The organism is Nocardia sp. 2TAF39, from assembly GCF_052114905.1.
Taxonomy (GTDB): Bacteria; Actinomycetota; Actinomycetes; order Mycobacteriales; family Mycobacteriaceae; genus Nocardia.
The window spans coordinates 83253-96667 of sequence record NZ_JBFRFQ010000019.1 but is presented as its reverse complement, the minus strand read 5'-3'; the positions used below and the strand labels follow the sequence as shown (position 1 = coordinate 96667).

The following is a 13415-nucleotide window of genomic DNA, read 5'->3' as shown; positions in this document are numbered from 1 at the left end:
GTATGACAGTTCATCACCTCAATTGCGGATCGGTACGACAGATCGAGGCGACCTACGACGGGCCCCCGCCTGCCCACGCCGTCAACCATTGTCTGTTGGTCGAGACCGAATCGGACGGGCTGGTCCTGGTCGAGACAGGCATCGGGCTGGACGATATCCGTGACCCGGCGGGCACTCTCGGCGCGGATTGGGTGGCGATGTCGCAGGCGGTCCTTTCCGAAGACGAGACCGCGATCCGGCAGGTCCAGCGGCTCGGCTACGCCGCAGACGACGTCCGGCACATCATCCTCACCCACCTCGATGTAGACCACTGCGGTGGACTACCCGACTTTCCACACGCGCGGGTTCATGTCCTCGCCGCCGAGCTCGACGCTGCGCTCGCCGAAGCGCCGAGTTTCCGCTACCGCCCCGCGCACTGGGCGCATGACCCGCGCTGGGTCACCTATCCATCGGAGAAGACCGGAGACTGGTTCGGTTTCATCGCGATTCAACCGAAGGACCTTTCCGCGGATTTCCAGCTGATTCCACTGGGCGGCCACACCGCAGGCCATACCGGAGTCGCCGTCCGCAACGGTGATCACTGGCTCCTGCACTGCGGCGACGCCTACTACTACCACCGCGAACTCGATCCCGCCCCGCAGCCGCACCCGGTACTCGACATCGTGCAGACCACTTCCGAGGTGCACCGCGACCTGCGTCTCGGCACCCAAGCGCGCTTGCGTGAACTACACCGCGATCACGGCGACGAGGTGACCCTGATCAGCGCCCACGACCCCTGGGAATTCCAGCGCGTCGGCTGACCTGAAGCCGTGGTCATCGACGTCGCGGCCGATCCGCGCCTGCCACACCAGATGTGCGTCTCCGGGGTGTATTCGGTATCAGGTGAAGTGACACGGGTTCGGTGTGTTCGGTACGGAGCCGGCCGGCCGGACCCGATGGTCCACTTCCGCGCTGGGCACCTGAACGACGTGCGCCGACGACGTGGGGACGTACATCTGGCACGTCTCGTCGAACCCGGTTATCAGCGCGCGGCCGGGTGGGACCCGCGTGATCTTGTCGCCGTACCGGACCGAGTAGGGGCCTTGTTCAGGGACGACGACCCAATAGAACTCGACGCGGGGGTCCCTGCGGACATGCGATGGCGATCGGCAGGCAAAGTAGTCACCGCCTTGATCCCAGCGCATCAGACGATAGGCGGCTGTTTCCTGCGCAGTCAGTCGCGCGTGCCAACGGCTCCGGTCGGGATACTGATAGTCCAGCGGCAGGAAGCTGTGGGTGAGCGCGGTCCAGGCTTTCGAATCGTCGGCGGTTACGTCGTAACATCTCACAGGGTCCACCTCATTACTCCGAGCCGACGCATCACACCGTTGACCACCACGGTATTTCGGTGACCTCGCGACAGCGAGAACGCCGCGCCCGCATCATGGCCGATCGCGGTCCGCCATGAGATGTCGGTGACGAACGACTGGTTGAGGTTGCCATACAGCATCTGCGTGCCGCCATACCAACCGATCATTTCGCGGGTATCCGATCATCGCGGCCGTTACCTACGAGCGGCGGGAAGCGCGTTTCTCGTAGAGTGTCAGGCGAACGCACCGACAAGCGAAGGGTCGAACTTGTCCGCAACACTCGCCAAGGGCCAGAACGGTCCGCTGGCCATGAACGACGTGGTGATCTCCGTCCAGCTCACGGCGCCCGCGGATCTGTCCGCGCTACTGGTCACCGAGCGCGGCAAGGTCCGTTCCGACGGGGACTTCGTCTTCTTCAACCAGCCGACCGGCCCCGGCGTGAACCTACAGCCCGCGCCTGCCGGACAGCCCGCATCGCTTGCGGTGTCGTTGAACGCGGTACCAGCCGATATCGACCAGATCCGCGCGGTGATCACGCTGGACGATGCGAACAGCAACTTCGGTCGTTTCCCCGCGCCGACCGCGATTGTGTCGGACTCGGCCGGTAATCGGTTGTACGAGTATCGGATCGACGGGCTGAACTCCGAATCGATCGTGATCGCGCTCGAACTGTACCGGCGTCAGGGCGCATGGAAGGTGCGCGCGGTCGGACAGGGCTACGCGGGTGGGTTCGCCGCCCTGGTCACCGATCACGGCGTGTCCGTCGACGACTCGCCTACGCAGGCCCCGCAGCCTGCGCAAGCGCCGCCGCCTCCGCAGCAGCCGCCGAACTATCCGCCGCCGACCACCCCGGCCTACCCGACGCAGCAGCAGGCTCCCCAGTACGCGCCGCCCGGTGCGTACCCGCCGCCGCCCGGCCCCGGTCAGCCACCGCAAGGCGGTCCTGGCTACCCGCCTCCCGGACCTGGCTACCCGCCCCCCGGTCCTGGCTACCCGCCGCCGGGCCCAGGGGCCGGTTACCCACCTCCGGGTCAGCCCGTGCCGCAGCAGCCACCGGCCGAGATCAGTTTGAGCAAGGACCGCCCGGTCAGCCTGGTCAAGGGCCAGCGGGTCACCCTCCGCAAGGAGGGCAACGCGCTGACCTTCGTCAAAATGGGCCTCGGCTGGGATCCGGTGCGCAGCCGAGGTATGTTCGGCAACCGTACGGTCGACATCGACCTCGACGCGGCCGTCATCCTGTTCGCCGACATGAACCCAGTGGATGTCGCCTACTACGGCCAGCTGATCTCCAAGGACGGCTCGATCCGCCACCAGGGCGACAACCTCACCGGTGAGGGCGAGGGCGACGACGAGGTGATCCTGGTCGACCTGACCCGTATCCCGGCACACGTGACCACGCTGGTGTTCATCGTGACCTCCTACAAGGGCCACACCTTCGAACAGGTGCAGAACGCGTTCTGCCGTTTGGTCGACGGCGTCAACAACGGTGAACTGGCCAGGTACACGCTGGCAGGCGGCATGCCGTTCACCGGGATGGCGATGGCCAAGCTGTTCCGGGTGGGCAACGACTGGAAGCTGCAGGCGCTCGGCGAGGGCTTCCAGGCCAAGCATCCCGGTGAGGCGGTGCCGCAGCTCGGCCGGTTCCTCGTGAACGGTTGACCGGGGGCGGCGCGAACAGCAAGGCAGACAACGTGATTCAACTGAAGGCCGGTCAGAACATTCCGCTGACCGGCGATGTCGTTCGATTCAGTGCGAAAGCCGAGGCTGCCCTCGATGTTTCCGCGCTGGTGGTCGCGGAGAACCTGAAGGTGTTCTCCAGCGATGATTTCGTCTTCTACAACCAGACCACCACGGCCGGGATCGTCCTGTCCGCCGCCGACGAGGTCACGGTCACCCTCGCCGAGGTGCGTGCCGACGCCAAGGCGGTGCTGTTGGTGGTCAGCGCCGACCCTGCCGCGCCCGCGCGCGCGGAAGGGCTCGGGTCGGTGACCGCGACGCTGTCCGAGAACGACACCGTGGCAGCCGAATTCGGGATCACACCGTCGGCAGGCGAGACGGCGCTGATCTGCCTCGAGGTGTACCGGCGCGGCGCCGACTGGAAGCTGCGTGCCGTCGGTCAGGGCTACGCGGGCGGTCTTGCCGTGCTGCTCACGGCGCATGGTGTCGATGTCGACGGCGAGTCGCCGCAGAGCCAGCCCACGCAACCCCGTCCGGGGGAGCACGCAATGACGGGCTCCATGGCGGGCGACGCGCGGACCGCAGCGGGTGCGCCGCTGGAGGTCGGACATGGGCTGGAACGGCTGTGGATGGTCTTCGAGGACGCCGCGCGGTCGGCCGCCGCGTTGGTCTCCGCGCGGGAGTATGCGGCCAAGCGGCTGGATCACGAACTGTCGCTCGCCGTTTCCGATCCGGCGACGAGGAACACCCCGGCGGCCGAGGAAGCCCGCCGCGCTGCACAGCAACGCAGTGACGAGCTGATCGCCACCGCAGAGCGCAACCACCAGCGCGACACCGAGCAGCTGATGCGCGAGCTCGCCGACGCCGACCAGGTGCTGCCGCCGTCGCTGGCGTCCTGGGACGCACCCGCCTGGGACAAGCCGGTAGCACCGAGCGACGGCCTTCGGCTCGGTGAGCTCTACGCGCTCGACCGCGGGCCGCTGCGGATTCCGTATTGCGTTCCGGTGCCGCTGAATCGTCCGCTGTGGATCGATACTGAGTCGACTCGCGCGGTCGTGCCTGTGGTCGGCGCGTTGCTCGCGCGGCTGCTCGCCGCGGCGCCGGAGCGACAGGCGGTGGTCGACATCATCGACCTCACCGACGCGTTCAGCGGGTTCACCAGCCTGCTCGCGCCGGTGCTGAACGGATCGCCGATCACCGATCACAGTGATATCTCGGCGCGGTTGCAGGCATTGGTCGACGCCGCCGAACTTGCTGAATTGGCCTACACCAGTGGAGCTTTCACCCCGCCCAGCGAGCATCGCGTGCTGCTGGCCGCGGATTTCCCGCACGGGTACCAGGCCTCGGACGCACAACGGATCGGTGCGCTGATCACCCGTGGTGACCTGATCGGATTGTCCACGGTGATCGTCGGGACCAACGAATCCGACTCGACCGACACGACCGTGGCGATGCTCTCGCAGTCCTGCAGGCACCTGCCCACCGTCGGCGGAACCCCGTTGTTCGATCCATGGACCGGCAGCGCGTGGCAGCTGGATCTGGACATGTTGCCGCAGGAGCCGGAACGGCGGGCGCGCTTGATGCGCACCCGGTGAGCGCTCAGCCGCGCGTGAGCGCCACACGCGGTCGCAGGTGCTCGGGCAGCCAGGGCAGCAGTGGATCGGGCATGCGGTCGACGATGCCGCCGACCGGGTCGTCGACGTAGTCGCGCCGCACCAGATCCTCCTCCGGATGATAGATCTGGCGGACGATCACTGCGCACAAGGCGACCACCGCGAGGTCACGCAGCGCCACCGTGCCGGTGAACCATTGCTCGGGCAGGCCCTTGTGGTCCAGGCCGAGGTAGTAGAACATGCGTGGTACCCAGACCAGCGCGTCGATGGTCATCCAGGCCAGCAGGACGCGCCGGTGTGGCAGCGCGAGCACAGCCAGCGGGACCAGCCACAGCGAATACTGCGGGCTCCACACCTTGTTCGTCAGCAGGAACGCCGCGACCGCCAGAAAGCACAGTTGCGCAAGCCGCGGCCGCTGCGGCGCGGTGAGGCCGATGTAGCCGATCAGCCCGCACGCCACGACGAATACCAGCAGTGAGACCGCGTTCAGGATGACGGGCTGCTGTGCGTAGTCGAGCGCTCCGTCGAAGCCGGGCCAGTCGGTGAACGACGTGACCACGTTGTAGATCGAGTCGGGATCGGCGTGCCGGGTGGTATTGAGCCGGAAGAACTCTCGCCATCCGCTCGGGTACAGCGCGGCGATCGGCAGGTTCACCGCCACCCAGGTGGTCAGCGCCGCGACGACTGTGACAATCGCCGCGCCGAGCGGACGGGCGCTGAGGAACTGCACTCGGTATGGGGTCTCCCGCACCCACGCCATGGCGGTGGACCAGCAGTCGATATCGCGGATGCGCAGGCCGAGGTGGGTGCGCGGCGTGCGCTGCATCGGGTCGGCGCGCAGGCACAGCACGAGGATGGGGCCGAGTAGCAGCAGCGGATACAGTTTGGCGGCACCGCCGAGACCGAGCAGCAGTCCGGCAAGCACGGGTTTACGCCGGGCCCAGGCGAGCAGGCCGGTCGCGGCGAAAGCCGTTGCGAGGGCATCGAAATTTGTGAACGCGTGCACGATCACCAGCGGCGAGCAGGCGACCAGCGCCGCGTCCCAGATCCGCCTACCGGCCAGCAGGGCGGTCGCCCCGACGGTGACCAGCCAAGCCATCGCGAGGCCGAACGCGACGACGTTGAAGTAGACGACCACCTGCAGCGCGCCCGGCAGCGGTGAAGCATCCCAGCTCTTGGCGATCCGCATCGAGAGATACTGGTACAGGCCCGAGAGCACCGGGTATTCCATGTACCGCGTCTCCAGGCCACCGTCCGGGGCCGACTCGGTCCACTGCTTCTTGTACGGGAATGCACCTTCGTTCAGCCGTTCCGCGCCGTAGAGCGGAACGGTGTCCGAATAGCACATGGCCACGTACTGGCGGCCGTTACTCCAGTCGAGGGTCAGGCCGCCGTCCGTGCCGGTGGTCTGTTGGATGCAGCCCGCCTTGCCGAACCAGCCGAGCGCGAGGAACACCACCGCGAACGCCATCAGCACCCGCATCGGCGTCCAGAACCGCGCCCGCCCGATCAGGGCGTGATCGCCGACCGGCCCCCCGATAGCCGTGGACAGCTGGGCGGTCAGTGAATCGTTGCGGCTCGGCCGATCTCGCGCGTCCGCCGATCGAAGCTCCGGCGCGAGCGGGCCAGGGGCGACATAGTGGGGACCGTCGGAAGACGCCCTACTCGTCTGCGGCACGCTCCCGTTCATCCGCTGGTCCACCAGTTCCTGATCGGTCACGGCACCCGAGGCTACCTGGAGCGCGGCTCTTGGTTCGGAGCGAGTCGTCTCCGCTCATCCATGCAAAGGCAGGCCATGCAATGGATATTACCTTCCGAAAGCATTTCGCGGATGTTAGGATTCGATCGATCGGTCCTCATTGGGGGAGCGCCGGTCATTCGATAAAGGGGTGGGTATGTTCACGAAATTCATTGTTTCAGTGGCTGTTGCCGGTGTGGCTCTGATCGGCTTTGCCGGCAATGTCGCGGCCGGGCAACCGTCTTACGCGGACTGCCTGAACGGGAAGGGGGTGGCGGACAAGTGCGTCCAGATATCGGATGGCTCGTGGGTGGTCGTGCGGGGCTACTGGCAGTTTACCGATTGCTTGAGCGATGCCGGTGCGCTGGAGCAATGCTATCAGGATCCGAATGGCTTCTGGTACAAGACGCCTAAGTGAGTCCGAACATTCTCGACGGCCCTGATCGGCCTGAACAATGTTCGTGCGGACTGATGTTTTTCGTATGACGGCATTATCGGTGGTTGCCGAATTACGGTAGAGCTGTTACGTAAGAATAACGACATGATCCCCGGTCTGACATATAGCGCAGACCGGGGATGATGTCGTTGTGACGAAGTGGCGGTAGGCGAATTGCGCGGCGCTATTGCGCATTATGGCAAGGCGGCCGACGTCGACTTCGTGACGTCGGACTACCTGCCGCGAGTCGGTGGAGTTCCGTCCTGACCCGAGTTGCCGTTATTGCCTGGCCGGGGTGCGCCCGTGACGGTCGGTGACGAGCCGTCCGTCGGTGCGATCGGTTGACCGGGAAGCGGGCCAGGGCCCTCATCACGCTGTTGCGGACGCTGCTGCTGCGGGGCGGGTTGGATGCCGGGGACCTGGATGTTGACTCCGGGGAAGATCTCCACCTGGGTCGGCGCGACCACGACCGGGGGCAGGAGTGGCGAATCGACGGCAGAGGGCGGGGTATAGGGCGCCGTCCACTCCGGGACACCGGCCTGGCCCTTGATCGGCGCGGGCTTCGGGAAGGTCTCGTTGGTGGTGCCCTGCAGGGCACCGTCCATCGTGGCCTTCCAGATGTCCGAGGGCAGGCCTGAGCCGTAGATCATGCCGCCGCTGTAGTTGCGCAGCGCATCACCCTGCTCGGTGCCGACCCAGACCGCGGTCGCCAACGACGGGGTGTAACCGACCATCCACGCGTCCCGGTTCTCGCCGGTGTCACCGAGCTGAGCGGTGCCGGTCTTTGCGGCCGACTCGCGGCCGCCCGCCAGGTTGTGGTTGCGCGACCAGGCCGCAATGGGCTTCATCGCCGCCGTCACGTTGTCGGCCACCGCGGCTGACACGCGTTGCTCGCCCGCCACCTCACCGCGGTCGAGCAGCACTTGGCCGTCGGCGGAGACCACCTTCTGGACGAAGTGTGGTGCGTGGTAGACGCCGGAGGCCGCCAAGGTCGCGTAGGCGGAAGCCATGTCGAGCGGGCGGGCCTGGTACTGACCGAGCACGATGCCGTTGTTGGGGCCGGAGCCGTCCGGCTCGGTGAGCGTCTTGCCAACGCCCGGAATGGTGTCCGGGATGCCGAGCTTGTGCGCCATGTCGGCGATCTTCCGCGGGCCGTTCTGCATGTCTATCTGCATACGGTAGAAGCTGGTGTTCAGCGACCGCTTCAGCGCCTCGGCGATGGTGCACGTGCCGCATTGCTCACCCTCGACGTTGGTGATCTTGATGCCGTTCACGGTGATCGGTGAGCTGTCGTACATCTGCGAGAGCGGGATGCCGAGCTCCAGGTTCTCGGCGAGGCCGAAGACCTTGAACGAGGAACCGGGCATCAGACCCGCGTTGGCGAAGTCGTAGCCTTGGCCGTCGCTGCCGCCGTAGTACGCGCGGACCGCGCCGCTGTGCGGATCCACCGAGACGACGGCGGTGCGCAGATGTTCCGGCTCGCCTTCCAGCTTCTTGGTCGCCGCATCGACGGCCGCCTGCTGGGCTTTCGGGTCGATCGTGGTGGTGATCTCCAGGCCAGCGGTGTTCATCTGCTGCTCGCTGATGCCCGCGGCCGCCAACTCCTTGAGCACCTGTGTCTTGATCAGGCCTTCCGGACCGCTGTCCAAGCCCTTGTCCTTGGTCGAGTTGACCGGGACGACCTGCGGGAACTGTTGGCTCTGCCGCTCCGGTGCTGCCAGGTTGCCGCCGGAGACCATGCCGTCGAGCACGTAGTTCCAACGGGTCTTGGCGCCCTCCGGGTTCTTCTCCGGATCCAGACCGGACGGCTGCTGGATGGTGGCGGCGAGCACCGCGCCCTCGGCGACGGTCAGCTCTTGTACCGGCTTGCCGAAGTAGGCCTTGGCGGCGGCATCGATGCCGTAGGCGCCGCGGCCGAAGTAGATGGTGTTCAGATAGGCGGCGAGGATCTCGTCCTTGCTCCACTGCCGCGCCATCTTGGCCGAGATGACCAGCTCGTGCATCTTGCGTGAGAGCGAGTGTTCGTCACCGACCAGCGCGTTCTTCACGTACTGCTGGGTGATCGTGGAGCCACCGCCGGCGCTCTCCCTGCCCAGGACGTTGTCCCTGGCGGCCCGCGCGAAGCCGGAGATCGAGAAGCCGGGATTGGTGTAGAAGTCCCGGTCCTCGGCCGCGATCACCGCGTTGCGCACATGTGGCGGGATCTGGTCGATCGTGACGTCGGTCCGGTTGCCGTCCGGCGGAACGACTTTGCTGATCACCGTGGTGCCGTCGGTCGCGAGGATGGTCGCGACCTGATTCGTCTTCAAATCACCGGGCTGGGGCACCGACACCGTCGTGTACGCGGCCAGGAAGATGCCGCTGGGCACCAGGATGGCCAGCACGAGGAAGACGTATATGGTGCGGCGGACGATGCGCCAAGGCGACTTCTTATTCTGCGCGGGCCGACGCCTGCCCGGCCCGTCGGAGCCGCCGCTACCGCCGCCCCGGCGTGGAGGTGGGCCGGACGGGGGGCCGCCGGCGGTCTGTCTGCGTTCGCCGGTGGTGCCGTTGCCGGGGACGCGACGGGCCGTACGGTCGACACCGGGGCGCGGGCCGGTGGCCGGACTCGGCCCGGTGGCTGGACCGCGCCGGTTTCGCTCGGCCACCGCCTCGGTCAGCGAACCGGGGCGCTGGATCTTCTGGGTTTCCTGGCGGCCGGGGGGCGCGGCGCGATTCGGCTGCGGCGGACGGCCCTGCTGCGGAGGAACGCCATGCGGCGGAGGGCCGGGACGACGCGGCGGCTGCGGCCCGCGCGGATCGCCGGGAATCGGTCCGCCGGGACGCGGGCTGGGCGGTGGGCCGGGCCGGGCGCCGGGCGGGGGCCCGGGACGGGGGTTCTGGTACGGGTCGGGACCTGGGTGTGAACTCCGTTGAGTACGGCCGCCATGCGGTTCATCGCCGTAGGGGGAAGTCTCGTAGGGCGAATTCACTGACAAGATCTCCATAACTCGTAACGGTCGAGGTGGCTAGCGGTCGTACGCATCGCGGCGGACGCGTACCGGCTCCGCGAGTCACCCGACGGGCTGATGACCAGGTACTTCATTCGGCGGCAGTGCGCCGGTTCGCTCGCGTCCCCGGGCGGCGGCGCGACGGTGCCGGCGTGGTGCCGAGCACATAGGACTGCACCAGATGATTCCAGCTGCAGGACCGGCATACCTCGACGACATGCACCGAGAACTCCTCGCGAGTCTCGGCGAGGCGCATGAGCTCCTCGGGCGTGCGAGCCGATCCAGCCACCGGTCCGAGGCCGTCGCCGTAGACCCAGGATACGAGCGTCAGTTGTTCTTTCCGGCAGATGGGGCATGTGACCTCGCTCCCCCGACCGTGGAATTTCGCCGCCCGCAGTAGGTAAGGGTTGGCATCACACACCTCGGCGACATCGACACGGCCCGCATAGACGTCAGCCAGCAGCGACCGGCGCCGGAGGGCGTAGTCGACCACTTGCCGCTGAATTCGCACGAGAACCAGAGTAGCGGTGTTGCAATCCCCCCGCCCCAGGCTGTGCAGATTGGCTGGTTTAGATGCGTGCTCGAACGGGCAACAGGCGCCCAGTCGAACTGCGATTCGTCGATGTCCATCGCAACCTCAGGGCACACACGAACGCGTGTTCTCGACCGCGCCAACACGTCCGGACTGACGATGCCGCTTATGCCGAGGAACCGCTCGGCGCCGACGAATACCACGACCGAATGGCGGAGTACGTGGTCGCGAAACGATTGGCGAACTGCATGACTCACCGCCGATCCACAGACGCGGGCCGACGCTCGGTAACTCAGCGTCGATCGGTCGTCGATCACGCGAAAAGCGTTGCGCCGCACGGGATCTACCGAAAGTTATCCTCGTCACACGGGGCTACGCGATGGTGATCGCGCCACTACCCGCGAGCTGATATACCTCCCCGCGCCGATGGTCAGCTGTCCGATCCGGTGCTGAAGATCTATGTGCCGAACAAGAGCGGCGCGTCCGGGTACTTGACAGCCACCTGCACGGGCGAGCCAACTTCGGGTCTCCCGTCCTCTGCCTGACACCATCGCGCAGTGGTGACCACAAGCTGCCACCCAACGCATCCACATCGGCCCGACCCCCGGTTCCGAGCGCAGCGAGACCGAGCATTGCCTCCGTTCGCGGCCCGGCTCGCGTCCGAGCGGCCGACGCGTCCGCGACGAAGTCGCCAGCGGCGGCCGCTCGGACGCGAGCCATAAGGGGGCCGCGAACCCGCCGCGCCCGCGCGGCCAAAGACACAGATGTATCGCTCCGATATAGTGGAAAGTCGCATCCATTGGTTAGGTCTGTACACAGTCAGGGGGTGAAGCCCGGTGCTCGAACTGGCAATTCTCGGGCTGCTCCTCGAATCGCCCATGCACGGTTACGAGCTGCGCAAGCGGCTGACGGGCCTGCTCGGCGCGTTTCGGGCCTTCTCGTACGGGTCGCTCTACCCGACGCTGCGCCGCATGCAGGCGGACGGGTTGATCGCCGAGGAGATGCCGGCGGGCGCGACGACACGCCGTGCGCGCCGCGTCTACCAACTGACTCCGACCGGCCGGGAGCGGTTCAGCGAGCTGCTCGCCGACACCGGACCGCAGAACTACACCGACGACGGCTTCGGCGTTCACCTCGCCTTCTTCAGTCGCACCCCGGCGGAAGCGCGGATGCGAATCCTGGAGGGCAGGCGGCGTCAGGTCGAGGAGCGCCGAGAGGGGCTTCGGGAGGCGATCAAGAAGGCCAGCGGGTCCTTCGATCGCTACACCCGGCAGCTCCATCAACTCGGACTCGAATCAAGCGAGCGCGAAGTGCGCTGGCTCAACGAGTTGATTGCGGCGGAGCAATCGACGAAGGCGGCACCACAGAAAGAGGGAAATATCGGCCATGAGTGACGTCAATAAGGCTGACAACGCCACAGAAGTTCGCGTCGCCATCGTAGGTGTGGGCAACTGCGCCTCTTCGCTGGTCCAGGGCGTGCAGTACTACAAGGACGCGGACGATTCCGCGACGGTTCCCGGCCTGATGCATGTGAAGTTCGGGCCGTACCACGTCCGCGACGTCACGTTCGTCGCCGCGTTCGACGTGGACGCGAAGAAGGTCGGCTTCGATCTGGCCGAGGCGATCTTCGCCAGCGAGAACAACACGATCAAGATCTCCGACGTGCCCCCGAGCGACGTCGTTGTGCAGCGTGGCCCCACCCTGGACGGTATCGGCAAGTACTACGCGGAGACCATCGAGCTGTCCGAGGCGGAACCGGTCGACGTGGTGAAGGTCCTGAAGGACAACGACGTCGACGTGCTGGTGTCCTACCTGCCGGTGGGCTCGGAGGAGGCCGACAAGTTCTATGCGCAGTGCGCCATCGACGCGGGCGTCGCCTTTGTCAACGCGCTGCCGGTGTTCATCGCCTCCGACCCGGTGTGGGCGGAGAAGTTCACCAAGGCCGGCATCCCGATCGTCGGCGACGACATCAAGAGCCAGGTCGGCGCGACCATCACCCACCGCGTGATGGCCAAGCTGTTCGAAGACCGCGGCGTGCAGCTCGATCGCACCATGCAGCTCAACGTCGGCGGCAACATGGACTTCAAGAACATGCTCGAGCGCGAGCGCCTGGAGTCGAAGAAGATCTCCAAGACCCAGGCCGTCACGAGCAACCTGAAGAAGGAGCTCGGCGCCAACGACGTGCACATCGGCCCGTCCGACCATGTCGGCTGGCTGGACGACCGCAAGTGGGCCTACGTCCGCTTGGAGGGCCGCGCCTTCGGCGATGTGCCGCTGAACCTGGAGTACAAGCTCGAGGTGTGGGACTCGCCGAACTCGGCAGGCATCATCATCGACGCCGTGCGCGCGGCGAAGATCGCCAAAGACCGCGGTATCGGCGGACCGGTCATCCCTGCCTCGGCCTACCTGATGAAGTCTCCGCCCAAGCAGCTGGCCGACGACATCGCCCGCACCCAGCTCGAGTCGTTCATTATCGGCGCGGAGTAATTCACCGCACTATGTCACGAGGTGTCGGCCGGAGGCGAAATGCCTTCGGCCGACTTGCCGAGTGCTACCGGCCCCGGTAGGCGTCTTTGCGCCAGCCGACCTTCACCCCGAGGATCACCAGCACGCCGTTGTCCACCCGGTAGGCGCTCGGTGATAATTCAGTCCAGCGAGACGTATACCTCCACCGAGGCGGGTCCGGTATAGCGCTCGATCTCGGCCGTATGTGAGCGAGTGATGGTTCCCGCGTTCTCCGCCTTCGCGACCTGGGCCCATGCGGTGCGCAGCAGGTCGTAGGGCTTGTCCGAGACGACGAACCGCGCATAGCGGCCCTGCGGGATGATGGTGAGCACGTCACCCGCGTCCATGTCCGTCATGGCCGCGACCTCGTAGCCGAGCACGGCGACGGCATGGTCGTTCTGGTCGATATAGGCGGCCACCCTCGGCACGTTCTTATCCCGCGCCAGATACCGGTCCCAGGTGAAGTTCACCAGGTCGAGGTCGCGCGCGGTCACCTCGCGGCCGGCGAGCGGAATGGTGAGTCCCGCGACCATGCTCTGTTCCAAAGTGACGATCTCGAAATCCACAGTCCGTTC

The 13415-nt window shown here is 66.4% G+C and carries 12 protein-coding genes; 6 read left to right on the top strand and 6 right to left on the bottom strand.

Going from position 1 to position 13415, the window contains the following annotated elements:
* The first annotated feature begins 2 nt into the window (after window positions 1–2).
* Complete coding sequence (locus AB4Z47_RS14855; RefSeq protein ID WP_441951209.1) at window positions 3–800, top strand: MBL fold metallo-hydrolase; 798 nt, start codon at window positions 3–5, stop codon at window positions 798–800.
* Window positions 801–878: 78 nt separating this feature from the next.
* On the opposite strand, the gene AB4Z47_RS14850 is transcribed toward AB4Z47_RS14855, so the two are convergent.
* Together AB4Z47_RS14850 and AB4Z47_RS14845 are read right to left on the bottom strand one after the other, a co-directional pair.
* Entirely contained in the window at window positions 879–1328 is a 450-nt protein-coding gene (locus AB4Z47_RS14850; RefSeq protein ID WP_441951207.1) for a hypothetical protein, read from the bottom strand.
* On the bottom strand, window positions 1325–1516 hold the full coding sequence (locus AB4Z47_RS14845; RefSeq protein ID WP_441951205.1) for a hypothetical protein: 192 nt from the start codon (window positions 1514–1516) through the stop codon (window positions 1325–1327). Before AB4Z47_RS14845 ends, AB4Z47_RS14850 begins: the two co-directional genes overlap by 4 nt.
* A gap of 100 nt (window positions 1517–1616) precedes the next feature.
* Between AB4Z47_RS14845 and AB4Z47_RS14840 the strand changes: the two genes are divergently transcribed.
* Together AB4Z47_RS14840 and AB4Z47_RS14835 are read left to right on the top strand one after the other, a co-directional pair.
* Window positions 1617–3008 (top strand): TerD family protein, encoded by a 1392-nt coding sequence (locus tag AB4Z47_RS14840; RefSeq protein WP_441951204.1) that lies wholly within the window; start codon window positions 1617–1619, stop codon window positions 3006–3008.
* Between the two features lie 32 nt (window positions 3009–3040).
* Window positions 3041–4621 (top strand): TerD family protein, encoded by a 1581-nt coding sequence (locus tag AB4Z47_RS14835; RefSeq protein ID WP_441951203.1) that lies wholly within the window; start codon window positions 3041–3043, stop codon window positions 4619–4621.
* A gap of 4 nt (window positions 4622–4625) precedes the next feature.
* On the opposite strand, the gene AB4Z47_RS14830 is transcribed toward AB4Z47_RS14835, so the two are convergent.
* On the bottom strand, window positions 4626–6329 hold the full coding sequence (locus AB4Z47_RS14830; protein WP_441951242.1) for a glycosyltransferase family 87 protein: 1704 nt from the start codon (window positions 6327–6329) through the stop codon (window positions 4626–4628).
* A 205-nt stretch (window positions 6330–6534) separates the two neighbouring features.
* Between AB4Z47_RS14830 and AB4Z47_RS14825 the strand changes: the two genes are divergently transcribed.
* The gene (locus AB4Z47_RS14825; protein WP_441951202.1) at window positions 6535–6795 is read left to right on the top strand and encodes a hypothetical protein; all 261 of its coding nucleotides are present in this window, start codon (window positions 6535–6537) and stop codon (window positions 6793–6795) included.
* 251 nt (window positions 6796–7046) lie between these two features.
* Here the strand turns inward: AB4Z47_RS14825 and AB4Z47_RS14820 are convergent, their stop codons facing one another.
* Window positions 7047–9800: a transglycosylase domain-containing protein gene (locus AB4Z47_RS14820; protein WP_441951200.1), complete on the bottom strand. Its 2754-nt coding sequence runs from the start codon at window positions 9798–9800 to the stop codon at window positions 7047–7049.
* Window positions 9801–9894: 94 nt separating this feature from the next.
* Window positions 9895–10314 (bottom strand): DUF5318 domain-containing protein, encoded by a 420-nt coding sequence (locus AB4Z47_RS14815; protein WP_441951199.1) that lies wholly within the window; start codon window positions 10312–10314, stop codon window positions 9895–9897.
* Between the two features lie 857 nt (window positions 10315–11171).
* Here AB4Z47_RS14815 and AB4Z47_RS14810 point away from each other — a divergent pair.
* Window positions 11172–11729 carry a PadR family transcriptional regulator gene (locus AB4Z47_RS14810; protein WP_441951198.1) on the top strand — a complete coding sequence of 186 codons (558 nt, stop codon included), beginning with the start codon at window positions 11172–11174 and terminating at the stop codon, window positions 11727–11729.
* A complete protein-coding gene (locus tag AB4Z47_RS14805; protein WP_441951196.1) occupies window positions 11722–12822 on the top strand; it encodes an inositol-3-phosphate synthase in 1101 nt (366 codons plus the stop codon). The genes AB4Z47_RS14810 and AB4Z47_RS14805 overlap by 8 nt, the downstream gene beginning before the upstream one ends.
* 158 nt (window positions 12823–12980) lie before the next feature.
* Here the strand turns inward: AB4Z47_RS14805 and AB4Z47_RS14800 are convergent, their stop codons facing one another.
* Window positions 12981–13406, bottom strand: coding sequence for a GyrI-like domain-containing protein (locus tag AB4Z47_RS14800; protein ID WP_441951194.1), 426 nt, complete (start codon window positions 13404–13406; stop codon window positions 12981–12983).
* Window positions 13407–13415: the final 9 nt, after the last annotated feature.

What these genes read in the sequence shown, in the direction of transcription:
- AB4Z47_RS14855 (WP_441951209.1), top strand. Translation starts at nt 3, where the DNA reads ATGACAGTTCATCACCTCAATTGCGGATCGGTACGACAGATCGAGGCG.
- AB4Z47_RS14845 (WP_441951205.1), bottom strand. Translation starts at nt 1,516, where the DNA reads ATGATCGGTTGGTATGGCGGCACGCAGATGCTGTATGGCAACCTCAAC.
- AB4Z47_RS14830 (WP_441951242.1), bottom strand. Translation starts at nt 6,329, where the DNA reads ATGAACGGGAGCGTGCCGCAGACGAGTAGGGCGTCTTCCGACGGTCCC.
- AB4Z47_RS14825 (WP_441951202.1), top strand. Translation starts at nt 6,535, where the DNA reads ATGTTCACGAAATTCATTGTTTCAGTGGCTGTTGCCGGTGTGGCTCTG.
- AB4Z47_RS14820 (WP_441951200.1), bottom strand. Translation starts at nt 9,800, where the DNA reads ATGGAGATCTTGTCAGTGAATTCGCCCTACGAGACTTCCCCCTACGGC.
- AB4Z47_RS14805 (WP_441951196.1), top strand. Translation starts at nt 11,722, where the DNA reads ATGAGTGACGTCAATAAGGCTGACAACGCCACAGAAGTTCGCGTCGCC.